We start from the raw sequence: 26821 nt of genomic DNA, 5'->3' as shown, positions 1-26821 counted from the left end.
GAGTGTTTTATTATAATTCTGGTTATGCCAAAGTGAATAACCATTTTGTGATTAAAAATTTATCTAATGACGCTTCTCGGACTGTTGATAATCCTATTCTCTCAATCATTCAAAATTTGATTGTGCGTGGAAATCCAACGATTGCGACACCATTTTTACGTGAAAAACTTCAATTGAAGCGATCCTATTTACATGAGATGGATAATATTCGTATTATTCAGTCTATTTCTTCGGATTGGGGTCGTTCGATCCGAGGAGATGATGTGAATCAGTCGTATCCTGCTTTAACGTTTTATGAGGATTTGCATCAAATTTTTAAACAAAATAGTTTTTTAGCAGATTTATTTATTGCAGAATGTCCAATTACAAAAATTATTCCTAATAGAAAATTTGAAAAGCAGCAGGTAGATTTCTATAGTCCTCTGCTAAAGCTGGTTATAGAAGTGGATGGTAGTAGTCACAAAGATAGAGAACAAAAAAAGTTGGATCAATCACGGGATAGATTTTTTAAGAAAAATGGTATCGATGTGATTCGAATTTCAACTGTGCAAATTAAGAATAAAGATTATAGTGATCTTACCTCGAAACTACGAGAAGTCTATAAAAAACACAGACTGAAAATTAAATTGTTCGAAAAATATTTAATAAACCCATCTTCATATCAATTGCACTATAAATTAACTGAAATTTACCGCTTCCAAGTGTTGATTATAGAATTAATAAAAGGTGAGCGTCTTCGATTTAGCGACAAACAGTGGGATTTTGCAGTAAATACTCAGCAACAGGCTCAATCACTTCAACTTGCTTTGGAGGATTTAAATAAATGGTTAGAAGTTGTTGGAGCATTGTTTAATGATTCCATTTCACTACCTAACATAATTGTACATTCTTCCATGAAAAAAGAGTATATTTGTATTGATAATTTAGTTGGGAAGTATTGGGATGATTCGTTAAATGATCCATCTATCATTTATATCAGGGATGAATATTTTGAAGAAAAGAACCATCGGGTAATGAACTCTAGTTATATAGTAAATTATGCAATAAAAGAGGAAAGACACTTGCCATCGCTTCAATATATATTAAATGTGCTTTTTGGATTTAGCTCGTTTAATGCAGGACAAATAGATATTATTATCAACACCTTAAATCGTAATGACACGGTAGGGCTTTTGCCAACAGGCAGTGGGAAGTCTCTAACATATCAAATGTGCACTTTTTTACAGTCGGCGATTAGCTTCGTCGTCGCACCGATCAAATCGTTAATGATCGATCAAGTTCAAAATTTAAAGAAGAAACACTTTATCGATTGTATAGATTATATTAATGGAGATTTGCCATCCCAAACTGCATCAGATATTTTAAACGGTTTTACAGAGGGAAAGTTTTTGTTTTTAGTCATTTCTCCTGAAAGGTTTCAACAAGAGGAATTTCGCAATCGAATCCAGATGATTCAAGCAAAAAAGCAATTTGCATATGCGGTGATTGATGAAGCCCATTGTTTATCTGAGTGGGGACATGATTTTCGTACATCTTATTTAACGTTAGCTCGAACAATACGCAGATATGTGCCTACAGCGATTTTTTTAGCATTAACGGCAACAGCTTCATCAAAAGTACTACAAGATATTCGTAACGAACTAGGTATATCTAGTCAAAACGTGAAAACAATATCGGACTTTACACGAAAAGAATTACATTTTCATGTTGTTGAGGCAACTAAATTTGATAAACAAGATAAGTTAGCTTTGTTAGTTCAAGAAAAGAAAAATCCTCAACATCTAGCACCAATGATTGTTTTTACACAAACAGCTGGTGGACGAAACGGATGTTTTAAGCTAAGTAATCAGTTGAGGAATCAATTAGGCCTAAAAACAGATTTTTATAGTGGGAGTAAACCAAAAGATTTTGAGACACAGGACTTTGCAAAATATAAAGAGAGTGTGCAAAGTGCTTTTATGAATAATGAAATAGATGTGTTAGTTGCTACAAAGGCATTTGGTATGGGGATCGATAAGCCAGATGTACGCACAATAATTCATTATGGTATTCCTTCCTCGCTTGAATCATATTATCAAGAGGCAGGTCGTGCAGGAAGGGATCGTTCGGATTCTGACTGTTATATATTATTCACAAAGGATCGTTTATCTGATAATCAAAATGATATTCTATTTGGTTTAAATACGAAATTGGCTGAAATAGAAAAAACTACAAGAGTTTTACAAGGCGATTTAAATAGTATTATGTATTTAATGAAACAAGGATTGAAGGATGTTGAGGAAGAGACTTCTATAATATGTGACTTTTATCTCAATTATTTGAAAGGGCATCAAAGAACGCAGATTTCAAAACAAGATGATACTGAAAAAATAATATACAGATTAGGATTACTTGGAATTGTTGATGACTGGGTAATTGATTGGAAGACGAATACGATTATTGTGGACGTAAATGATTATGATGAATCCAAAATGAAGGAAAGTGTTTTTAAACATATTCAAAAATATGATTCTACATTTACTGAGGAAGAAAAATACAACAATCTGGAGTTCGCGGATTATTTAAGAGTTTACGAGAGCGATACTTACTCGACTTTATATAAGTATGCTTATATATTGCTAAAATGGTATAACGATAATGTAGTATATTCCCGTAAGCAATCGCTAAAGAATATGTATAATTATGTATTGGAATTTAAGGATTCAGATGATTTTCAGCATAAATTAGAAACTTATTTTAAACGCAATGACGATGTGTACTTATTAGAAAGTACAGTTGCCAATCCTCATGCTTTAAACAATTGGTGGAAAATTTATTATGTCGAAACAGACCTGAAAACGGTTCCTAAAAATGAGACCGAGATGAAAGATGTATCGATTACATTAAGTCGGTTTTTAGAAAGTTATAAAAATGATCCTGCGTTAAACTTAATGGAAGGCTTTACATCATTAATTAATAAGGGTTCCTTAGATCATGAATCCAAACAGCGTTTAATTCAGTCTATAAAGCATATTGCAACCTTACAAGATGAATTGCGGAAAGAAATGTTGTTATCTATTGTTGATGTAGCAAGTGAATTTTTGAAACAGGAAGAAAAAATTATTTTGAGTGAAATTTTAATAACCAATGGTTTCAATACCGTGGAAGATCAAAAGATTGTATATCAATCGTTAGAAGATGATTATTCGTATAGACAACTTGTCAAACATATAAGTTCAAGGATTAAAGAAGTAAGAATTGGTGGTGAATATCCGTGGGACAATTAGAGACCATTGAAACATTGGAAACGTATATCGATGAGCTAGGCAATGAAATTAAACATGTCAAAAAGGCATCTACCTATTTACAGGAAATTGAGGCTCAACATGTATTGGTGGAGAAGCAGTTAGAACGTGTTAAGCAGACAACAGAAGCGCTTGAAGCCATTCAATTGCATTTCACTGATCAAACGAAGGAATTTGAATCTCAATTAAAGAAAAATGAAGATCGATTTAAAGAGCTAAATTCTACGGTGGTAAGTTCTTTTTCTGAGACAGAGTATTACTTAAAAAATCAAATAGGGGTGATTAAGAAAGAGGCATCTATCGTTGGAAAAAACGTCCGCGAACTTCAGTCAAAAACTAACCTACTTGAGCAACAAATAGTATCGATGTTTTCTACGACATCAACTGTAAATAATTCAATCATTGAAATGCAACGACAAATCAATCAGTTAGAACAGAAAAATTTAGAATTAAAAGAAGCGGTTCAACAAACGGCTGAAAACCAGAAACAATCAACTAAGAGAATAGAGAGAATGTCCATTTTTATGACATGTATTCTTTTAATAGCAATTATATTAATAAGAATTGTGTGATTTGTAGATACATACATTATCGTTACTATTTGATAGAAAACTCTTGGAGAAGAGATTGTTTAAACTCGTTGTCATAATAATGGATATCCTCATTAACTGGAATGATTTTTATCATTTAGTCGATGCGAAAGTAGATATACAGCAAAATACCAAGATCAAACCACACTAAAGTCCAAAAAAGGAAGAACAGGAGGATACCAATCAATTAACTCCTGTTCTTCCTTTTTAAATTAAATACCATTTAGCTATATCCCTAAAACAATTGATGTTGTCTCCAATACAAGAATTATATATGCATAATTATAATAGTTGAACTTATCAGAAGGAAATCTCTCTTATACCTATTATTATATAATACAAAATAGTAATACAATTACTATTTCCAACTAACTTATATTTTCCCATTATAATTACCACCCAGAAAAGAGGTCTTGCTCATGAAACTAGAAGATCTATTCTTCCTTTCCAAATTCCACCCCAATCCCTCCCAATCACAAGCAATTCAACACTTAGATAACCCCCTTTTTCTCATCGCCGGACCAGGGTCTGGGAAAACCAGAGTTCTATTATGGCGTGTGATCAATCTAATCGTCTTCAAAAAAGTAGATCCAAGCAAGATCTTTCTCTCTACCTTTACCGAAAAGGCAGCCAAGCAATTGAAAGACGGTTTGCAGAATATTTTAGGCTTGGTAACCAATCAGACGGGACAGAAGTTTGATCTTTCCCAGATGTATGTGGGTACCGTACACTCGCTCTGTCAAAGAGTGTTGAGCGACCGGCGGTTTGTGGCGGATCGGTCTAGGCGGAAGATCCCTGTCTTGATGGACGAGCTGGATCAATATTTCTTCCTTCGCAAAAGTAATTTTTGGGAGGAGTTTTTGGCACGAATTGAGATGGACGAAGAGACATTCCGAGAAACCGCCAAAAGTTATTTCTATAACCGCTCTCAATCCAAACATTATACGTTACAATCGATGATGAGTCTCTTTAACCGCTGGTCGGAGGATAATCTGAGTATCAGCGAATTACGGGAGTTCACACAGCAAGACGACTTTTTAGATAAACTGGTCACCATTTATGAAATGTACATAGAGAAACTGGCAAAAGGTCAGCGGAAAAAAGTGGATTTTTCCTTACTGCAACAGGAGGCGCTTCACCTATTGTCGGAGAGCGAGCATGTGGAACAAGAATTCGAGCATATAATCATCGACGAATACCAAGATACCAACAGTATCCAAGAGCAGATCTTTTTCAAGCTAGCCAAAGGGCACAAAAATATCTGCGTTGTGGGAGACGATGATCAGGCGCTTTACCGTTTTCGAGGAGCGACCGTGGAGAACTTTGTCCAATTCCCGGAGCGTTGTGAGGAGTATATGGGAGTCACTCCTACCTCGATCAAACTGAGCATCAACTATCGGTCGCAAAAGCAGATTGTCGATTTCTATACTTCCTTTATTGACCAAGAAGATTGGTCTCGTCCAGACAATAAGGGATTCTATCGCTTGGCCGACAAAGGAATCCAAGCACATAGTCAAGATACGAGAGTTTCTGTTATCGCTTCAACCAATACTGATCAAGAAACAGTGGCAAAAGAGATCGCCGAGCTGGTGAAACAATTACTCGATGAAGGACGCGTTTCCGATCCCAATCAGATCGCCTTTCTATTCCCCTCTCTACATACCAAACCGGTCCAGCTGATGAAACAGGCATTGGAAGATTTGGGAATCAAGGTCTATGTACCACGTGCCACCAAATTTCTGGAACTAGAAGAACTGATGGCGATGTTTGGGTTATTTCTGAAGATCTTTGGCAAGCCAGAAGACCTGGGTTACAAAGGAAGTTATCGCGAGTATTTCAATTGGATGGATCAATGTCTGGAGATTGCAGATCAGCTCATGTCCGCAGATGAAAAACTACATAACTACATACTGCAAAAACAGGCGGAAGTACAGACTGCGATTCGGGATTACCTGCTATTGATGAACAAACTGATCGAGCAAGGCTGGGAGCCGGGAGCAGAATATCTCCCCGAAGTTCACAAGCTGGTATTCAAGGAGACGCTTGGTCTAAGCCAAGTGGCAATCAAAGGGCTGGGCAGTCATATATTGGATCGGATTGCAGAGAAGAAAAAAGAAGAAGGAACCCCGTTTTCCCTACAATATATCATTAACCGTGCCACCTCCGTCGACTGGAGTGTGTTGGATCTCTTTTATCGGCTGTGCGGATTTAAGCACTTCAAAGAGATGTTTGACCTAGCGGAGCAGGGGATCGATGAAGGTCCGATCTGTAACCTATCTCAGATCACCAAGTACTTGGCACGCTATATGGACCAATACCAAGTCGTGATCTCCGGGAAACTGCTGGCAGAACAGAGATTGGTGCAAACATTGTTTAGTGGCTATCTTTATGCCTTATTCTTGCTGGGGGAAACCGAACTGGAAAATGACGAGGAGCAATTCCCAAAAGGTCGTGTTCCCTTTCTCACCATCCATCAATCCAAAGGGCTGGAGTTTCCTGTGGTAGTTCTCGGTTCCCTCCACAAGCAAATGAAAGTGCAACGGACGGAAGAGATTGTCCGACCGATGATCCAGCGCGATGCGGAACCACTAGATCAAGTACCTACGTATGATGCCATGCGACTATTTTACGTGGCATTGTCCCGTGCTGAGAACCTCCTCATCATCGCCAATCCCAGAGGTCGAGGTGTCTCCACCTATGCTCCATTTCAAGCGATGTTGGGCGATGGGACAGTGCGCATCCCGCAATATAATTCGGAGAATCTGGCAGTAGATAGTCATCAGGATCATAGCCTTCCAAAAGTCTACTCCTACACTTCCGATTACTTGTTATATCAAAAATGCGCCCGTCAATACATGATCTTTCGCAAATATGGATTTGTTCCTTCCCGATCACAGACGATGTTTTTTGGCACCTTAGTCCATAAGACTATCGAAGATCTGCACAATCGGATCATCGCAGAGAAAGGGTTGAGAGTATGAGCAACGAGGAAGTGCTGGAATTTATCAAAGAAGCGTTTGAAGAAAATTATGAGCTGATGCGTTTGGAAGGAGGTCACTCCATCACCAATGAGGCAAAAGAGCGGGCATTGCAACAAGTATTGCTCTATTGGGAGAAACTGCATGACCTGGCGGAGCAAGTAACCGATACGGAAATCACGCTCACCCTCCCGGAACAGACTACACCGGAGGGAAGAAAATACACCATCCAGGGCGTAGTAGACATTGTTCAGGCAAATGACGAAACTACCATGTACGATGTAAAAACCCATGATCTCGACACCGTCCAAGGGAGCATCGAGCATTATGAAGGACAGCTCAACATCTACTCCTATATCTGGAAAAATCTACGCCAACAACCACTCGACAGCGCAGCCATCATCGCTACCGGTCAGACAGAGGAACTAAAACAAGCCTACCGCACAGAAAATCTGCAAGTGATCCAACAAGCGGTCGATGCGTGGGAACCAGTCGTCGAAATACCCATTGAGACAAAAAACGTCCACCACACCATCGAACAGTTTGGCAAAGTGGTCGACTGCATCGAATCCAATCGATTCCAAGCACCTCATTGGGAAAAACTGAAACAACCAGTCGTAGCGAGGAAAAATGTCCCTTTTGGTACTCACGTCTGTAGGAACTGTGATGCGAGATTTTCCTGTGATGCTTTTAAACAATATGTCTCAGATAAAGAAGGGATCTCGAATGGAAGGTATGTTGAATTTCTCGACAACTATGGAGATGAGCAGGATCGGATCGAGTGGATCAAGGCAAATATGGAGGAAGAAACAGAGACCGATAACAAAGATGAGAACAGCTCCAAGCACTTAGGGATTGCTGCAAGAGCCTTTGCCACAGGGATGTTTGCCAGATACGGATATGATGTCTCGGTGCGGTATGGAGCGGAATCATCCGAGTATGATCTGATCATTGCCAAAGGAGCCAAGATCCTCAAAGTTGCGGTGAAAGCAAGCCAAGATGGGGATTGGGGTATTGTACCTTCTGGTGAGGAAGATGTGAGTTTTGAGGAAGTATTCGATGCGTGGTTGGCGGAGCAGGATTTGCAGATGGTATATTGTTTGGTGCAATTTCAGGATGTAGGGATGGATCAGCTGCCTGGGATCTATTTGGCTAGTCCGGAGGAAGTGGCGGAGAAGCTCAAGGCGGTTGGTGATAGGAGAATGGAGGAAGTACCAGAGGAGTGGAGGTTTAGTGGGGAGCGGGTAGAGGAGATGTTTGGGTAGTAGAGGGGATTTTTAAATTAATAAACAATTTTTCTGCGCTTGAGGTATCGAATTAAAAGCTAGATCTTTTTGCCACTAATAGAGCATGAGAAACAATAGCAAAAAAATCATTGGTATCAGAAGATTTGTTTTCCTCAAGTATCTAGCGTGCATTGGTTTGATTAAGTGTGTGTGCAAAAATATTAATAAGTTTAGAAAAGTTGAAACAGGTGACTATTAGCAGGATGGATCGCCTGTTTTTATGTATTAAAAGAAGGTGATATATCTATATAATTAATTTATAATATTCGTAATACATTCATTTGAAATTTTGAAGGGGATGATGAAATGTCAGACAATATCTTACGTTCCAGATTATATTGTAGAAATTGCCAGATTAAGCAGCTACATGAATTGGTGATGAATCAAGATAATCAACCTTTAAAATATGTAGAAACTAAGAAGAAAAAAGTAAAACATCGTCATAACCAAGATATTACAGAGTTAGATGCAGCTAAGGAAGTATCCTTAGCTGCATCTAACTCAATTCACGAAGAAGTAGAATGTCTATTTTATGATAAATATGTAATTGTCAAATGCCGCGGATGTGGTGAAACAGTTTCTTTTGTAAAAATGACGACAAATGAATTAGCTATAGAAAGTGTAGAGGAAGGAAAGGACCCGTATACTTACAAGATATATCCTGAACCACCTAGAAGAAAGTATCGCCTTCAAGGGAAATATTCTTTCCAACATGTTCCACAGTGGATTAAAGAACTCCGAAATGAAGTGGTCAGGGCTTTTGAACAAGGTGCGATATTACTTTCCTTAGCAGGATTACGTATGGTTACTGAGGCGATTTGTAAACAGCATATCGATATTATATCATCCGGAATTGATTCAAATATCGAACCAATTCCAAATAACTTGAGTTTACAAAAGATGATCGATATTTTACTTGATCATAACATTATCACTAAACCACATCATGTCATACTACAGAAGGTAAGGGTACTCGGAAATAAAGCTGTGCATCAATTTACCAGCCAAGATCGAGATCTAATTCATATAGCAATCGAAGTTTTAGATAATCTTTTGTACAATGTTTTTGATTTGGAGCAGTCAAAATTGGCTCAAAATGACAATTTTACCTTTTAATAAAAGACAAAATGAATCGTGTAATTCAAAATAAAATATTACACATTGATGATATATTTACGTAAATCAAAAAAAGGGAAATCACAGAAAATGATAAAAGTACTTGTCGAACAATTAGAAGAAAATTTAGAAGAAGTGAAGCAGTATCGAGAACAATTAATCTTCCTTGCAGGAAATTATGTAAAATATGATTTTCAAGCGCTTTCAAGAGATTTAAATATCAATTATATCAATGTTGACTTAGAATTTAGTAGAATGTTACTAGAAATATCTCAGAAGGTCCGAGCTAGGAAAGCACCAAGTATATTCAAGGACTTATTTTTAGATACAAATGATTCTATTTTTTTATTAGATCATATTGAAATCCTTTTTGAAGCATCCTTACAGTTGGATCCAGGGAAGCTATTAGAAGATATCAGTAGAGAGTATATATTAATCGTTCCCTGGTACGGAAATGAAACAGACTCGTATCTCATTCATGCAGAACTGGGTCATCCAGAGTACTTTAAATACCTTAAGAGTGAGGTTATCGTTAATTCTTGTTAGGAGGAATTTAATTGTATTATCGTGACTTAATCCAATTTCAACCTTTAGAATCGATTGTAAAACTTCGAGAAGCTGATAATAGAGAAAAGGCCTTTGAGATGTTGGATACATACGTAATTTCAGAGAGAATGGCTGAGCAGTTAGATGAAATACTGATCGAGCAATTACAGTTTGAAAGATTTGTTGATAATAAAGGGATTCTTATCGTCGGGAACTACGGAACAGGTAAATCACACTTGATGGGTGTTATTTCTACGATTGCTGAAATAGATGGAGCAAGTGAACACCTATCAAATCCAAAAGTAGCTGCTAAGGCAAAAGAAATCGAAGGAAAGTTTAAAGTGATTCGCACAGAGATGAGTTCTACGAAGATGTCTCTGCGTGATTTTATTTGTGGTGAGTTAGAAGATCACTTAGCAGAAATGGGTGTAGATTATGAGTTCCCACCAATTGAGAAGGTACGTAGCAACAAGGATAACTTAATAGAGATGATGGGAACATTTCACGAAGAATACCCAGATCATGGTCTATTATTAGTAGTCGACGAGTTGCTTGACTACCTACATTCAAGAAATGATCAGGATCGTTTCTTAGATCTCGGTTTTTTACGTGAAATCGGTGAGATCTGTAATCATACCAAATTCCGATTCATTGCTGGGATTCAGGAGATGCTCTTTGATAACCCAAAATTCCAATTTGTATCTGATCAGCTTCGTCGTGTGAAAGAACGATTTGAACAAGTAAGTATCGTTCGTGAAGATTTAGCTTATGTTGCTTCACAACGTCTATTAAAGAAAGATGATAAACAAAAGGCTCTTATTCGGGAACATTTACAGAAGTTCACTAAACTATATGGCAAATTAAATGAAGAACTAGAACAATATGTAGAGCTATTCCCGATTCACCCTTCGTATTTGTCTACCTTTGAAAATGTGATGGTGACAGAGAAAAGGGTAGCATTAAAAACAATAAGTAGTGAAATTAAGAAGCTTCTTGATCAACAAGTACCTAATGACCAACCTGGTTTAGTCTCCTATGATAGCTACTGGACTTACATGGAGGATGATAAATCTCTAAAGAGTAACCCAGATATCCGTAATGTAATGAATCGGGTAAAAACCTTGAAAGATCGAGTGCAACACTCTAAAATTCCAGGAATATATCGCCCCATATCCGAACGGATTATTAATGCTTTGGCAGTATTCCGTCTTACTACGGATGATATTCAGTCTAAGATTGGCCTAACATCTGAAGAATTACGTGATGGACTCTTCCTGTATATGACTGTGATGGACGATGACGATGACGCTGCTGGTTTCTTACGAACCAATATAGAAGCTGCTCTGAGAGAGATCTTGAAAGCAGTAAGCTATCAATTTATCTCAGTTAATGAAGATAACGGGCAGTTTTATATTGATTTAGAAAAAGTAACAGATTTTGATGCGTTAATTCGAGAAAAAGCAGAAGTATTGTCAGATACACAACTAGATCGTTATTTCTTTGAACTGTTTAGTAGAGTAACAGAGAACTCTAGGGATTCTTATACAACGGGTTATCGTATCTGGCAGTATGAGCTACCTTGGTATGATCGGAATGTAACCCGCCAAGGATATCTTTTCTTTGGAGCACCCAATGAACGTTCTACGGCTCAGCCCGAACGAGATTTCTATCTTTATGTTTTGCAGCCTTTTGATCCTCCGAAGTTTCAAGATGAGAAGAAACCTGACGAAGTCTTTTTTAAATTTATCAATAAAGACCCAGAGTTTATCGACAAATTAAAGCTCTATGCTGCAGCTAGAGAGATGAGTGCTAGTGCGGAGAGCAGACAGAAGAAAACATATGAGGATAAAGCACAAACATATATGAAGTATTGTACAACGTGGTTTATCCAAAACATGCCAACCGCTTTTAAAATGACTTATCAAGGTATCACAAAGAAGCTTGGTGAATGGAGTACCTTTGCACATCATAAAGCTTCAGTAAAAGAAATTATGGATGAAGCAGCAGCGGATTGCTTGGATTCATGGTTTAATGATCGGTATCCAGACTATCCATCATTTAAAAAAGTAGATACTCCTATTACTCATGAAAGTTTAAAAGGCTATGTAGCAGAAGCACTTCGCAATATTGCTGATCCCAAAACCAAGAATGGAAAAGCGATCTTGAATGGTCTTGTGTTACTAGATCAAAAAGAGAAAGTGGATCCTAGAAATTCTGGATATACACGATGGATTCTCGATTTATTAGATCAAAAAGGGCATGGACAAGTGATAAACAATTCCGAGTTGATTGAAACGGCATATCAACATGGAACACAGACACACCAACTATCCTCCAATTTTAAATTAGAACCAGAGCTTCTCTTAGTAGTGCTTTCAGCATTGGTTTATAGTGGAGACATTGTCATTACCATAAACGGAACTACGTATGATGCTTTGAAATTGGATCAGCTAGTGAAATTGCCACTGCAACAGCTGCTTGATTTTACTCACATTAAAAAACCGAGTGAACTTCCGCTTCGTGAGTGGGAAGGGATCTTTGAACTACTAAATGTGAATACGAGCCTTTTACGTACAGCTTTAGAGACAGGGATTACACAGGCTCACACAAAAGTTGATGTCTTAATTAATGAAGTACTAACAATGAATCGAGAGCTTGTCCAAGGAATTGTCTCCTGGGATGGACAATCACTTACTTCCACTACAGATCAGGAGCGATTGGATCAATTCAAACAGTTCTTGGAGGGACTGCAAAAGTTCAATACCCCTGCAAAAGCGAAAAACTTACGCTACAGCTTAGCAGAGATTCAGGAACAAAAAGCTACCCTAGAAAAACTAGAACAGCTTCAAGAATTGAAAAAGAAAGTACAAGAGTGGACCAAGCTAGCACAGTATTTGGTTAATGCTCAAAATCTGTTACCAACTAGTCATGAGTGGCAAAAGAAAGCAAATGAGGCATTACAAGAATTGTTAGTAGCATTAAAGAATGGAAGAAATGGTAGAGCAGAACTAAGACAGGCGGAAGATCTAAAAAAGGAATACCAGATTATTTACCTAGATCTGCATAATAAAGCGCGATTGAATGCTACAGAAGAAAACCAGAAGATGCAACTATTGCAAGATCAGCGCTATATTGTCTTGAACCAACTACAAATAATCCGGATTATCCCAAAAACACATCTGGAATCCTGGCAAAACAGAATCCAATCTCTACAAATTTGCTACCAGCTAACCAGAGATAAATTGGACCATAATGTGCAATGCCCATTCTGCAAATTTCGTCCGGCTAACGATACAATGCCAAAAACGACATTGGATGAATTAGAGGATGAATTGCAAACTCTTCTGGATCAGTGGACACAGTTGCTAGTTAATAACATAGAGACAGAAGAGATGAAGGAAAACATCGAGCTATTATCCCCAGAGCAACAAGATCTCGTCCATATGTTTCTATCTCAGAAGGCACTAGATTTGCCAGTGGATTCACGATTCCTACAAGCAATCAAGGAGCTATTACAAGGAATTGATCGTGTTCAAATCCCAGTAGATCATGTGATTCAGATGATGGGAGACGGAGCTCCGCTTACCCTCGCAGAACTGCGGAAACGATTTGATCAGTTAATCACTGCTTATGTGGGATCTCAACCCAAAACCAATGTTCGAATTATGTTAGACAAAGAGGAGGAATAAAGTTGTCTGATCAACAATTTCTGTCTTTCCAACAGAAAGCAGCAGAACCAGTAACCTGCTTAGGAATGACATTTGAAAATGATGAAGCTCGTCGTGCTTACTTTACCGAAGAGCTACGTAAACAACTACCTGAGCTAAGAAAGATAGAGGGTTTTCCGATTGGCGAGGATGAAGATATCCTCGCTCTCTCCGATCCTCCTTACTACACAGCATGTCCAAACCCATTTATCCCACTGATCATGAAAGAATGGGAAGAGGAAAAGAAAAAGCTATATGGGGAAGAGGAAGAAGAATATCATCGGGAACCATTTGCAGCGGATGTATCTGAGGGGAAAAACGATCCGATCTATAATGCACACTCTTATCATACCAAGGTGCCACATAAAGCAATTATGAGATATATCCTGCACTACACGAATCCAGGAGATACTGTATTTGATGGATTTTGTGGGACAGGGATGACAGGTGTGGCTGCGCAGCTATGTGGAGATCACACAGTTGTAGAGAGTTTGGGCTATCAAGTGTTGGATGATGGTACGATTTTGGATGAGGATGGGAAACGATTTTCTAAGCTAGGAGCGAGAAAAGCAGTACTCAATGATCTTTCCCCTGTCGCAACATTTATTGCTTATAACTACAATACTCCAGTAGATGTGGAAGCTTTTCGTCAAAAAGCAGAACGGATTTTGGAAGAAGTAGAAAAAGAATGTGGATGGATGTATGAAACCCAACATGTAGTAGATGGGGTTCCACAGGTTGATGTAGATGGAAAGCCTGTTATGGGGAAAATTAACTACATGGTATGGAGTGATGTTTTTGTTTGTCCTGACTGTAGCGAGGAATTAGTTTTTTCGGATGTGGCTGTAGATAAAGAGCTAGGTAAAGTTCATGATTCGTTTGAATGTTCAAATTGTGGTTCGCAGTTAACTAAACGTAAATTAGAACGAGCATGGACGACTTATTATGATTCGAGGTTAAGCAAAACAATTAGCCAAGTAAAACAGACTCCAGTTTTAATCAATTATGTAGTTGGTAAAAAGAAATATGAAAAACTATTAGATAGCAATGATATTAGTAGAATCAAAAAGATTGATGAAAGTGAAATACCTTATTGGTATCCAACAAATCGAATGATTGAAGGAGGAGAATCTCGTCGGAATGATCGTACAGGCATCACACATGTACATCACTTTTATAGTAAAAGAAATCTATGGATTCTAAGTGCAATTCGTTCCAAATGTGATTTGCCCCAACTACTGCTATTATTTAACTCACAACTAATTAATGTAAGTAAACTTAACCGTTATAGACCAGGTGTTTCTTTCCCCTATAATCCTTTAAGTGGAACTTTGTATATTGGATCACAAATTTCAGAAGCAAATGTTTTAATTGCTTACAAGAATAAGTTAATTAAGTTAATTCAGGCTTTTAAAAATGTACATCAAAATACTTTGATTAGTACAATGTCGACAACAAATAGAGTTAGTGTAAATGCGGATTATATTTTTCTAGACCCGCCATTCGGAGCAAACTTAATGTATTCTGAACTTAACTTTTTATGGGAATCGTGGCTTACAGCCTCTACCAATAATGAACAAGAAGCTATCGAAAACAAAGTGCAAGGAAAAACACTTAACGATTATAGAAAACTTATGACCAAATGTTTTAGTGAGGCTTATAGTGTACTAAAGCCTGGACGTTGGATGACGGTTGAATTCTCTAATTCCCAAGCAAGTGTTTGGAACACTATTCAACAAGCACTACAGGAGGTAGGTTTTATTGTTGCACATGTAGCAGCTCTAGATAAGAAACAAGGAAGTTTTAAAGCTGTTACCACTACCACTGCTGTAAAGCAAGATCTTGTTATTTCTGCATATAAACCAACTGAACAGATGACTAACAATCTTACTAGCTCTGTTGGATCTGGTGAATCAGCTTGGGAGTTCGTTAAAGGACACTTAGCTCAGCTAGCTACCTTTATTGGGAAAAAGGGTGAGGCAGCTGTAGATGTGGAGAGAACCCCTCGCATTCTATTTGATCGGATGGTTGCTTACCATGTTCGTAATGCTTACCCTGTACCAGTCTCATCAGCAGAGTTCCAAGAGCAAATTGCACAGCGATTCCCAATGCTTGACGGTATGGTTTTCTTAGATACACAAGTAGCAGAGTATAATAAAAAGAGAATTCTCGTCAAAGAGTTTACTCAGTTGAATTTATTTGTCTCGGACGAGAACAGTGCTATTGAATGGTTGAGACAACAACTAATGAAAAAACCACAAACCTATCAGGAATTGCATCCTAACTTCATGAAAGAGATTCAACACATCGATAAGCACGAAGCATTACCAGAGTTAATTGATTTGCTCAACCAAAACTTTTTACGCTATGAAGGAGATGGAGACATCCCAGATCAAATCCATAGCTACTTAAATAGAAACTTTCGCTCTCTAGAGAAAGATGATCCCAAGCGTGTGGAAAAGGCAATGGATCGTTGGTATGTACCAGATCCAAATAAACAAGCAGACTTGGAAAAACTGCGCGAGAAAGCGTTGCTTCGAGAGTTCAATACGTATTTAGAAGAACTTGAAAAGAACAAAAGAAAGATGAAAGTGTTCCGCACTGAAGCGATCCGAGCCGGTTTTAAGAAAGCTTGGAGCGAAAAGAATTATGAAACGATTGTCAAAGTAGGAGATCGTTTGCCAGAGAAAATCATAAACGAAGATGACAAGTTGCTTATGTACTTCAACAACGCTCAGGTTCGTCTAGGACTATAGAGAGAAAGGTGACATCATTGATCAATTGGAGAGATGAGATCTTAAAGCACTTTGTTGAACCAATTCCTTCCCTACTGATCGTTTCTGATCCTGATCATTTACTTTTGGAAAAAAAGATTTTGGATCAGTTATTAGAGAGAAAACTAGAGATTCTAGAATACAAAGATCCGATTCGTTTTCGGTACTTATTTGAATCAACTTTCCGTGATCGTTTAAACAACGGTTCAGTTACCCTGATTGTTCATGTGGAGGATGAATCCGTGCAACATCTCCCATATGATCTATTACAAATCGGAGAGATTGTTGAACTTCGTCTATCCAACTTGTTTCCCAAGATGTCACTCTCTGTGATTAAGCAATTAACCTTTGAACAGTTAGATGCCTTGTTTACTGTCTACGGACAGTATCAAGGCTCTATTTCCGTTACGGATACTTGTGATTTTTTATTGAGGAAGTTTTTCAAAGGAAGTGGTTACCAAGAGATCGAAACAAAAGAGGATTTAATGGAGTTTTTATTTAAAAAGCATTATGAAGAGATCATATATCCTAATTCCATTGTGAATTTTGTAGTGGAGCAACTACAAAAGAAAGCTTCGCTCGCTCCTTTTCCGTTAAAGGAGCTGGTTTCTTCTGCATCATATTTTTATTTCTATGTGCAGAAGGAATGGAAACAATTGGTTCAGTCTACTTCTGCTAACCCTCAGCTAGCAAGAGAAATAGGGATCAACTCAGGAGATCCCTATACTTATTTCCATTTACCAAGTGTAAAAGCGGTATTGGATAATTTATTTATGGAGGGGAAGCTGTTTAAATTAACAGGTGTACCATCTCCATCTCTTCCGAAATGGATGCGAGTAGGAATACAGACCGATATAGGATTTGAACAGAAAGAGCAACTTACCCATTTCACTAAGAAATTAGAAGCGCATTTACAAGAGGAGATTACTTATAAAAACTGGATAAAAATAGCCCAGACATATGGAGAGTGGAAACATGTTTTTCTTTCGTTGGGGTCTTCTCTTGATGATGAATTAGTGACACAGCTGAAACAACTGGAAATACAGGTTGATCATCGATTCCAACAGTGGATGTGTAGTGATTTCCATAGTATCGTCCGGCTTCCCTTTTTACCTAACCCTGTTATGGTTCATCATATCCCTCACTATCTACAAATGAAGAAAAAGAAAGAGAAAATAGCTTTGATAGTATTGGACGGAATGAGTTTTGTTCAATGGGGACAAATCAAGCAGGTACTATCTCAGACCTTTCACTTGGAAGAACGTGGGGTGTTTGCTTGGGTACCAACGATTACGTCTGTTTCTCGACAAGCGATTTTTGCAGGAGAACCTCCTTTTTATTTCCCAGATTCTATTCATACGACACATAAAGAAGAGCAGAAATGGAAAAGTTTTTGGGAAAATCAACAGATTTCTCGTATGCACATAACTTATGAGAAAGGGTTAGGGCAAGGGAGATATGATCGTAATCGGATTCGGGCTCTAGAAAAACCAAATACTCGTATTGCAGGATTAGTGGTTGATACAATCGATCAGTTTAGTCATGGAACCATTCAAGGATTACAGGGGATTCAAGAAGAAATATCATTATGGCTAAGAAACAGATATTTAGTACAACTTATAGCAGACTTACTGGCAGCCGATTTTGATGTGTATATTGCTTCAGATCATGGCAATAAAGAAAGTGTTGGTATTGGTAAAGTGTTAGAAGGAGTGCTAGCAGAAACAAGGGGAGAGCGAGTCAGGATTTATCAAGAGGAGTCATTACGAAACCGTGCCGCAGAGAATTATCCTTCTATTCGCTGGAATGATGTGGCACTACCAAAAAATCGCCATGTCCTATTGGCAAAAAGTGGACAAGCCTTTATTATAAAAGATCAAGTAGTGGTAAGCCACGGAGGGATCAGTTTAGAAGAAGTCGTCGTACCATTTGTACGCGTGGCTCCCAAAGCAGATATATAATGAGGGATATGTGTGAAGAAAGCAGTAGGTTTTGACCAAAAGATTATGTTGAATCACTTAGATTATACAGCGAATATAACTAGGGATACCGAAAGAAAAGGCATGTATGAGAAGCTCAATACATTTTTACTTGCGGATATCCGAGGGGATAAATCAAGAAAAAATGCTATCACAATGCTCATGAAGATCTGGTATTTAGTAGAGGAACAACATCAGGAGATTCAGAAGCAAGCGTTAGAGATTTTCCCAACTCTATCTACAAAAGAACGATTGGTTCTGCATTATGGAATGACACTACTCGCTTATCCCTTTTTTAAAGACATAGTTACTGAGATCGGAGTATTGAGTCGTATTCAATTCGAAGTGCCTAGCCAACAGCTATATCGGAGATTAAAAGCATTATATGGGGATCGTCGAAGAGTTGAAGTAGCCATAAGTGCAGTGCTGACCAGTTTACGATTTTGGGGTGTAATCAGCTCACAGAAAAATGTAATCCAACCTATTTCTCCTAAGATTGAGATCACTTCAGCAGAACTAAAGAAATGGTTAGTCCAGGTTATTTTGATAGTAGCAGACCAAAAGGTAATGCTATTAGATTTAATTCGAGAGCAGCCTATGTTGTTTCCATTTGACTATTGGATTGAAACTAGAGATCTTACTAGGGAACGATTTGAAGTTAGTTGTCAGGGAGTAGATATGGTCGTGGTGGGGATGCGGTAGGAGTTACATAGGAAAAAGGCGGATATTCTATTGATCTGCCTTTTTATACAAAAAGTGATATTTTAAATTTTCTATTATTGTTTACTAGACAACAATTAGTTAGAGGTGAGCATCATGGATTTGCTTGATCAGACACAAACATATTTAGTTTACAGTGAGATATTTGGAGTAAAATCGGATTTAAAAAAAATTAAGAAAGAAATAGGTGAATACAAGAATTCAGGTGGTTTATTGCCTATTCTGTCACAACTTGCGTCTGCCTCAATGAAAAAATCGATCTACGATATTTTTAAAAAAGATCTTCAATGGTATTTGTATCAACTTGTTGATAAATACAACATCTGAAAAAATTATTAAATCAAATTCAAAACAGAAAATAAATGAACTATTACAAAAAAGGGTAGTTTTAACATCACAAGTATTATTATTTTTGTGGAAACATATTTTGGTTTTTGGTAATGAACATTTTGAAATGAGGTCAGAGTTATTAAATCAAAATTACTTAAAATGTCTTATCTGGTCTTTAATACTGTCAGATCATCTTGAAAATGAAAAGAGATTATATGTTTTATTCAAAAGATGAGTTTTCTTCTTCTTTAGCAAGGACATTACTAATTTACAGGATTGCTAGTGAAAAAGAAAAGTTTAATAAAGAATTCGTTGATATCGAAAAACATTTTATAAAAAAATACAAATGTTCAATCGAAGATTATATCTTTAGTTTATTTGCAATCTACGGTTTATTTTTTTATAAAATGCCAAAACCTTTTAAAATAACAGAAGATTGGTTTCAAAGATCTGCATTTGATTTAACAATCTTGGATGATTCCGCTAAGGAAATACTACAACCACTAATTTTTACCTTTGAGGAAGCAAAAAGAGAATTATCGGATTCATATCAAGATCCATGGGATTACAGATTTTTCAGTAGAAAACCTATATTTAAATTAAACGATGATATTATTTTCCCTGTTAGTTTGACATTGTTGGAAAACGCATTTAATGAAGGGCTCTATTGGAAAATACGTGACTGTTTCCCACAGGAAGACAATTCATTTCAAAGTTTTTTTGGACGCCCTTTTGAACTATATGTACAAAGGTTGGTAAAAGAGTCGTGTGAAAAGAGTTCTGTACCATACGAAGTGATTGATGAGTTTAGTTATGCAAAATCATCGAAAAGATCACCAGATGTAATGATTAAATTAGGAAAAAAATTAATTGCAATTGAAAGCAAAGCGCAAAGAGTTAACTATAAAAAATCAATTGTTGGAGGGAACTTAGAAAGTATAGAAAAAGATCGTATTAAGATGACAGTAGCACCTATGAAACAGCTATATAAGAGGGTAAAAGAACTTATTAGTGGAGCTACTGGGAAAATCGATCTTTCTAATGTGGAGGAAGTCTATTTGATTGTAGTAAATCAGGGAGAGTTCCCAGTCCTTCGACCATTAGAACAAAAAACGATGGATGACTGGAAGAAACTTGATGGAATCGATGCAAAAGTTAATAATTATTATATGAGTATAGATGAGTTTGAAATGTTTACTTCTGCATTAGAAAGAAAAAAACTATATTTCGTCTCCTGAATCATAAACTCAATTTTCCACACGCGTCATTTAAACAGTTTATTCAAAATCAGCTTCCAAATATTAAGATACCGTTGATACTAAAGAACTCATTAGATGAGCTAATAAAACTGTCAAAGGGTAGATTTAAGAGTGATTAGTGATGATATGATTTAGAGAAAAGATGTTTACTGGCTTTTCTGGTCAATTTCGATAAGCTTGGTTAGTTGCTTGGTTTTCGACGGAGGGGTTCTCGTAGAAGTTTTGTACAATAGCACCGCTCGTATTGATCATTGGGAGAACTATAATCTCTTTGAAAGGTATGTAGTAAAGGAGTATTGGATGATAGAACCAAGTTTGAACCGTTGAAATTTATCGTTTAATAAATGGGAGTTATCAACAACAGGGTATTTATGGACGTAATCAAGAAGTTCTCTGATAGGATTTTGTAGGAGCTTGTTATTCAAGTGAACTATGTAAAATACAAACCAAAGGCGACCATCCCGGATCGCCTTTCTCATTTCCTATCAAGAGAATAATGACTAGACTCACAAGCCAGTAGGTTACCATCAATCCACAGAAAATCTACCGTAATACAATTTTAAATTCCTACTATCAACCAAATATAAAATATCAGTACCATTCGCATTTTGTTCAACTGCTAACCGTTCAATTGGTTTACCTGGTGCCAGCGAGATAGGAGTCCAAGTTCTGGAATCTTTTGTTGTAGCAAACACTCGATCAGGTCCAGAACTTAAGACATAGTACACGCGACTTTTGGTACCATCCCAAGTAATATCGACTGCTACTTTTGTTTGGGTGGAAGAATGGGCTGTTTCCCGTTGCCATTGACCATTACGGAAGTAGGCGTATTGAATGGTAAAGATAGACCCACTATAGGGTGAGCGATAACGATACACAATTTGTGGCTGATTGTTATGATCCAGTGTTAATTTTCCGCTTTGTACGCCAGGACCGCCCGGATCACCATAATCCCGGATATATTGTTCTGTTGTCGCCAAAGGTTGGATGACATCAGCAGTTGCCGTTGTAACAGGTGCAGAGACTGGTGTGTTATCTGCTTTATAAAACTTGCCTGTGGATGGAGAGTATTTTAAATAAGATAGTTCATGTCTTAAACCGCTTGAGGGATAAGTGGACCATTCAAAAAGTATGTGCACATTTCCAGCGGCATCTACTTGGATATCGTTCGGATAAACGGACTTTTTTGACTCAGAAGCAAATATCGCCACTCGCTTCCAGCTTTTCAGCTTGTTGTCCCAATGGTACAATCTTCCGCTTCTTCTGTCGTTTTCTGAAGCACGCGCGATGAGATATAGATCTCCATTAGGGGCAGTGGCGACAATTGGGTAAGTGAATGTAAGGTTGCTATCAGGCAACTCATCTGAATGATTTTGAGGTGCGCTCCCAACTTGATCTGAACGAAAATAACGCCAAGAGTTGTTATGCATGGATGCAAATACGTGAAAATAACCATCACCATCTCTGGCCATAGAAGGCTGATTGTGACCAAGATCGTCAGGGTACTCCACAGCTGTATTCCCATCCATGATAGGAAGGTTCGACCAATTTCCGCATCCATCTCTTTTGGCGATTTTTACTGTATGTTTGTCATTTGTACTGCCTGGTGCATTGTACACTAAATAGGCATACTCCTTTGTACTTCCATAGGTTTCGAGCGGACTCCACCAACCAGCTTGATTGGAATAATCCATTGGATAGGGTACTTCCGTCAGTGTAATGTTTGTACTTAAGGGGTTGATTGCTCCTAAGAGAAAGACTATGCTCAAAAAGATAGATAACCCTATTCCCCAGCGTTTTCTTTTTGGTTTCATTTTTATCTTCTGTCGTTTTTCTCTTTTATACAAAATTATATGATGATGAAAACACCCTAAAAAGTTATATTTCGATAAATAAATGAATTAAAAAAGAAAGAGAGCAGGCTATATGTCTGCTCTCTTTTTTCACTGCAACTTCCCAGTACAGCGATTATCCAATTCTATTTCCTATAATACATTTTCGCCCAATTATTGATCATCTCTGTTCTCGATACCCCTTGATAATCGGAATATTGATCAATCTCCCAATCATGAATAGCTTCTTCCAATGGATAGTACACCCGAAACTCACAGAGAAGCCAAGAACAATAGATCTTACGATATGCTGTACCATTCGGGATACGATCTTGATAACGTCGAACTGCTTTACTTGCTAGACGTTTGGTCCAACGTCTACCTGAATAATATTCAGCAAATATTGGTGACTTTTTGTAGCTTCTACTCATCATTAACCTCCTAAACTGGGAAGTTAATGACCGTAGTTCATATTCTTCATATATTACCTCCAAACCAAAACCTTAGAAGATATATTGATACCTTACATCAAAATACCGTTGCTCCGTTTTGAAACGATTGGTGAAAAACTTTCCACTATCGAGAAACCCGAGGTTCATTTATCCGAAACCAAAGCCGAAAAAAATGAAATATATAAGATGCGCGATGAAGTTTTGATCATCAAAGAATAGAATCTCCTAATAACTAGGAGGTTCGTTTTATGGGGAATTGCCGCCTAGCACGGTTTGACGAAATATTTGCAATAGAACAAACGCAAAGGGGCTGATGGTTTGCTTGATGTTAAAATTTACGAAAAATCCATAATGATAGTATGAAATAAAGTAATAAGAGTCCTATTAAGGTTATCATTGTCGATGTTGGATCTTTCCCCGAAATACGCGCATACACTAATACAACAATGATAACAACAGCGTAGATAACAATTACGCTCAGATTAAAAATCATAGGTAAAGATATATCAATCAGCCTCCTTAATTATTTTATTTATCTACATTTAGAAGCTTTTTCCTTGATCTGACAATTAAAATTAAAAAAATTCAGATTCAAGGGGAAACAATCCTTAACTTATAATCTACTACAGTTCTACAGCAGTTTCTACAACTCCATCCTTCAGCATCTGCATTATAACTCTTATAAACATGCAACCAAAGGCGACCATCTCTGATCGCCTTTTCTTATTGCTATTCTCTTTCTTCTACCAACTTCTATGGCTCTGGAGGATCAGCCACTGCCATTCTCTCGTTCAATAGATACTGAAGGTTTTCATTTGCTTGCATTGTAATTTCACCCCCATTTTGCGCTAATTGTACACTAAGTCGAAAATGCAGGGTAGAGTATTTTTGGAATTTAAATAAGTCCCTCTTTTCATACAATAGGGCCAATTTTAGGGCCAACTCTCTTTGCAGTACCAGAAAATTATGCTTCTGACCAATTTCTAGTGCTCGCTCAAAGTTTTCTAGAGCTTGCGGTAACTCTTGGAGTTGTAAGTAGCAGTCTCCCGAAGTATCTAACGCTTTAAAAAGAAGATGAGCATCGTTCTCCTTTTTCCCTTTCTTGATAGCTTCATCAAGTACCTCTCGTGCTTTTTCAAACTCTCCTTCTTTCATATACAGTTGTCCTAACTGGATATCGTTTTGTACAGATAAGTATTTTCGGCGTATTTTGCATTCCAACTTGGAAGCGATTTCAAAACAAGCTTTGGCTTGATCTAGTTTTTCGGAATTTAAATATGCAGTTCCCAAAGTAGTCCAGAGTTCAAAGCTTCGATCATAGTTCTCATTTCGTCTAGCAATATCAATCCCTTTTAAGATATAAGGTAAAGCTTTGTGATCTCGTTTGCTCTTAATATATAAGCTGGCAGTAAGTTGATACATGTTTAGTGCTATCTCTGTATCAATCCGTTCCATATAGTTCCACAATTCACTCAGTACATCCATGGCTTCTTCGTTTTGTTCTAATTTTTCTAGATAGATCGCTTTACTTAGGAGTAGTTGGTACTTTAGATGATCACGTTCCCCATTTTCATCAAATGATTCGAGCCCAAGTTTTATAAACTGTAATGCTTGGGATAAATCATTTTCTCGGTAAGAGGAGCGAGCAAGTCCGTAATAAGCAAGGGAGGCTATATTTGTTTCCTGTAAACTCGGATTTTCCTCCATCAGTTGAATCGCTTGTAGATAATACTGTTGGGCCTTGCTCCATTTCTCTTTCTTATAGCACGCTTTGCCTAGAAGATACTCAATCAGTGGCTGAAATCGAATGGGAGGATTCATCTCTTTGATCTCGATCAACTTTTTATGAGATTGTTTGACCTCGACTAGATCCATTGCACTCTCGATGGCCATCAAATCGATCTCTAGTTTCTCAATAAATGGCGCTTCCTCTTCTTGTTCTACTAGATAGGGTAGTTGATCACGCTCAATGCCGATCTTGGCAAAGAGGCGGATGATCTTGTTTGGATGCACCTTCTTTTTGCTGTTTTCAAAATTGGAGATGGTGCCAGCAGATATTCCTTTTTCTACTAGCTCCTCTAGCTTTACCCCCATCTCCTCTCGTTTTTTACGAAAGGCTCGTCCAAGTTGATTGATAGAATAGCTATTCATCATTCCCTCCTCAAAAAAATTTTTTCAGGATTTCTTCTCTAATCAGGTTGTTTTTGGTGAAGTTTCACTCTAGAAAATTGAAGTAACGGATAAAAGTAGAGAAAAAACAAAAAACACCTTACCATTTCATTGAAACGATAGGTAGGAAAGGTGAAGCTTCAATAATTTGTGACTTATTTTACTATTAACTATAATCAAAAAACAAGCTCCACTTTTGGTAATCCAATTTAAATAATCCTATATCTGGATGAGAAAAACGAGGTGTTGGAGATGATTAAGGTTTTAGTAGAGGGACAAAAAGATCAGGTAGAAAACTTTGTGAGATGTTTTGAATGTTTGCGGGAGTATCATATTTTTTACCGCTCCTACCTGGTTAATAAGAAGAAGTGGGTGGATGATGTGCGCCTGGATCTGTTTGTGGTAAATGGTAATCCCCAGAGGGCAGTGATGAAGGTGGGGTTGACGACGACGGATGGAAAGGTGATTCAGATCGATCTGCTAGATGCAAGGATTATACGGATGAATGAGAATAGTACGATTGTGTATGGGAAGCATTATGATATTTTTTGATTAAGAAAAGAAATAAAACAGACTATTGACACTTTCTTCTACTTAGTATTACTATATAGAGGTACTAAGTGATACAGAGTAGGAAGGATGCTCGCTTTGGAAAATTTGACCGAAATGCTAAAGGGGGTTCTGGAGGGTTGCGTCCTCGAAATCATCAGTCGCAAAGAAACGTATGGTTACGAGATCGTAAAAAAGTTGAATTCCCTCGGTTTTGAAGATGTTGTCGAAGGAACGGTATATACGATTTTACTAAGGCTAGAAAAGAACAAATTAGTCGACATTCAGAAGAAGCCTTCGGAAATCGGACCGCCACGAAAGTTCTACACACTGAATACTGCTGGGCGAAATCAACTCCAAACCTTTTGGCGTAAATGGGATTTTATCGCATCAAAAATGAATGAATTAAAGGAGAATCAGGATGGAAATTAATATTTTTTCGATTTTAAAAAGATGGAAACAAGAGAAAGCGGAATATAAAAGTTACAAAAAACGGATTCATGATTTACCAAGGGATTATCAGATCGTGATGAAAGAGATTGAGGATTTCCTGTGGACTTCTGCAGCCGACCATGACTCTGCTATGATCATGTTTAAAGCGCTACAAGATGTACTAGAACTTTTTGAATCAAACGCACAAGAGGGAAGGGATGTGCTGGATGTAGTGGGTCAGGATGTGGGGGGGTTTTGCGATGACCTGTTACATGAGCTTCAAGGGCAAACCTGGACCGGAAAAAGAAAAGAACAATTGAGCGAAAACATTCGTAAAAAGCTTGGTAAAGGGGAGTAGGCAAGAATTCGTTACTTTTGGGACCACATAGTAAAAAGTGACACAGAAATAGTGATCTACGCTACTTATAGCCACTGGTGGCGAGAAAAATCAACGAATTAGATCATCTAATACACAAAAAGAGTGTCGTAGAATTCATGGTTATCAGTGAGTGGCCCAAAAAAGAAGTAATTCTTGCCGTACCCGTCTTTGATGCATCGAGTACCCCTTTTTGACAAAGGGCTTTCAAGCATGAATAACAAAAGAGAATTGGTAGAAGAAAAGGAGAGATTCATGATGGGACAAGGTAATAGCGGCTTCTCCGAATCAGGGCTGCGTAGACTGCGTGAGGTGCTGGCACGGCATGTCGATTCCGGGAAAATCCCTGGGCTCGTCGCCCTGGTCAGCTGGTGCGGTGAGACGCATGTCGAAGCGATCGGCACAATGCGCCATGATGGTGGAGCGCCGATGCGCCGGGACA

At 37.7% G+C, this 26821-nt stretch carries 18 protein-coding genes and 1 pseudogene; 16 read left to right on the top strand and 3 right to left on the bottom strand.

Translation table 11 applies throughout. The features are described 5' to 3' along the window. Positions 1-2: 2 nt before the first annotated feature. The 12 genes from VJ09_RS06180 to VJ09_RS06120 all read left to right on the top strand — a co-directional run bounded on the left by VJ09_RS06180 (position 3) and on the right by VJ09_RS06120 (position 20548). Positions 3-3266: a RecQ family ATP-dependent DNA helicase gene (locus tag VJ09_RS06180; protein ID WP_044640706.1), complete on the top strand. Its 3264-nt coding sequence runs from the start codon at positions 3-5 to the stop codon at positions 3264-3266. Beyond that, on the top strand, positions 3254-3856 hold the full coding sequence (locus tag VJ09_RS06175; RefSeq protein WP_044640705.1) for a hypothetical protein: 603 nt from the start codon (positions 3254-3256) through the stop codon (positions 3854-3856). The genes VJ09_RS06180 and VJ09_RS06175 overlap by 13 nt, the downstream gene beginning before the upstream one ends. Before the next feature lie 437 nt (positions 3857-4293). Beyond that, positions 4294-6855, top strand: coding sequence for an ATP-dependent helicase (locus VJ09_RS06170; RefSeq protein ID WP_044640704.1), 2562 nt, complete (start codon positions 4294-4296; stop codon positions 6853-6855). Then, the gene (locus VJ09_RS18025) at positions 6852-8117 is read left to right on the top strand and encodes a PD-(D/E)XK nuclease family protein (RefSeq protein ID WP_082050432.1); all 1266 of its coding nucleotides are present in this window, start codon (positions 6852-6854) and stop codon (positions 8115-8117) included. The genes VJ09_RS06170 and VJ09_RS18025 overlap by 4 nt, the downstream gene beginning before the upstream one ends. A gap of 327 nt (positions 8118-8444) precedes the next feature. Next, entirely contained in the window at positions 8445-9254 is an 810-nt protein-coding gene (locus VJ09_RS06155) for a DUF4145 domain-containing protein (protein WP_044640703.1), read from the top strand. Between the two features lie 90 nt (positions 9255-9344). Continuing rightward, positions 9345-9800: a BREX-3 system P-loop-containing protein BrxF gene (brxF, locus tag VJ09_RS06150; RefSeq protein WP_044640702.1), complete on the top strand. Its 456-nt coding sequence runs from the start codon at positions 9345-9347 to the stop codon at positions 9798-9800. An 11-nt stretch (positions 9801-9811) separates the two neighbouring features. Next, positions 9812-13489, top strand: coding sequence for a DUF6079 family protein (locus VJ09_RS06145; protein WP_044640701.1), 3678 nt, complete (start codon positions 9812-9814; stop codon positions 13487-13489). Between the two features lie 2 nt (positions 13490-13491). Next, positions 13492-16263, top strand: coding sequence for a DNA methyltransferase (locus tag VJ09_RS06140; RefSeq protein ID WP_230199100.1), 2772 nt, complete (start codon positions 13492-13494; stop codon positions 16261-16263). 17 nt (positions 16264-16280) lie between these two features. Next, the gene (gene pglZ / locus VJ09_RS06135) at positions 16281-18242 is read left to right on the top strand and encodes a BREX-3 system phosphatase PglZ (protein WP_044640699.1); all 1962 of its coding nucleotides are present in this window, start codon (positions 16281-16283) and stop codon (positions 18240-18242) included. A 12-nt stretch (positions 18243-18254) separates the two neighbouring features. Continuing rightward, positions 18255-18962: a hypothetical protein gene (locus VJ09_RS06130; RefSeq protein WP_044640698.1), complete on the top strand. Its 708-nt coding sequence runs from the start codon at positions 18255-18257 to the stop codon at positions 18960-18962. A gap of 114 nt (positions 18963-19076) precedes the next feature. Continuing rightward, positions 19077-19307: a hypothetical protein gene (locus VJ09_RS06125; protein ID WP_044640697.1), complete on the top strand. Its 231-nt coding sequence runs from the start codon at positions 19077-19079 to the stop codon at positions 19305-19307. Between the two features lie 218 nt (positions 19308-19525). Next, a complete protein-coding gene (locus tag VJ09_RS06120; RefSeq protein ID WP_044640696.1) occupies positions 19526-20548 on the top strand; it encodes a hypothetical protein in 1023 nt (340 codons plus the stop codon). A 548-nt stretch (positions 20549-21096) separates the two neighbouring features. On the opposite strand, the gene VJ09_RS06115 is transcribed toward VJ09_RS06120, so the two are convergent. From VJ09_RS06115 to VJ09_RS06105, 3 genes are all read right to left on the bottom strand, one after another. Beyond that, positions 21097-22383 carry a BNR-4 repeat-containing protein gene (locus tag VJ09_RS06115; protein ID WP_222704942.1) on the bottom strand — a complete coding sequence of 429 codons (1287 nt, stop codon included), beginning with the start codon at positions 22381-22383 and terminating at the stop codon, positions 21097-21099. A gap of 164 nt (positions 22384-22547) precedes the next feature. Next, the gene (locus VJ09_RS06110; protein WP_044640695.1) at positions 22548-22832 is read right to left on the bottom strand and encodes a hypothetical protein; all 285 of its coding nucleotides are present in this window, start codon (positions 22830-22832) and stop codon (positions 22548-22550) included. A 774-nt stretch (positions 22833-23606) separates the two neighbouring features. Beyond that, positions 23607-25004 (bottom strand): helix-turn-helix domain-containing protein, encoded by a 1398-nt coding sequence (locus VJ09_RS06105; RefSeq protein WP_044640694.1) that lies wholly within the window; start codon positions 25002-25004, stop codon positions 23607-23609. 270 nt (positions 25005-25274) lie between these two features. Between VJ09_RS06105 and VJ09_RS06100 the strand changes: the two genes are divergently transcribed. The 4 genes and pseudogenes from VJ09_RS06100 to VJ09_RS18815 form a co-directional block, all read left to right on the top strand. Then, positions 25275-25574, top strand: coding sequence for a hypothetical protein (locus tag VJ09_RS06100; protein WP_044640693.1), 300 nt, complete (start codon positions 25275-25277; stop codon positions 25572-25574). Between the two features lie 96 nt (positions 25575-25670). After that, positions 25671-26003, top strand: a complete 333-nt coding sequence (locus VJ09_RS06095) for a PadR family transcriptional regulator (protein WP_195891312.1) — start codon at positions 25671-25673, stop codon at positions 26001-26003. Continuing rightward, positions 25993-26361, top strand: a complete 369-nt coding sequence (locus VJ09_RS06090) for a DUF1048 domain-containing protein (protein WP_052807250.1) — start codon at positions 25993-25995, stop codon at positions 26359-26361. Before VJ09_RS06095 ends, VJ09_RS06090 begins: the two co-directional genes overlap by 11 nt. A 276-nt stretch (positions 26362-26637) precedes the next feature. Then, positions 26638-26821 (top strand): annotated as a pseudogene (locus VJ09_RS18815) (serine hydrolase); the annotation flags it as partial.

The organism is Risungbinella massiliensis (assembly GCF_000942395.1).
In the GTDB taxonomy this organism is placed as follows: Bacteria; Bacillota; Bacilli; order Thermoactinomycetales; family Thermoactinomycetaceae; genus Risungbinella; species Risungbinella massiliensis.
This window is presented reverse-complemented; position numbering and strand designations above follow the sequence as displayed.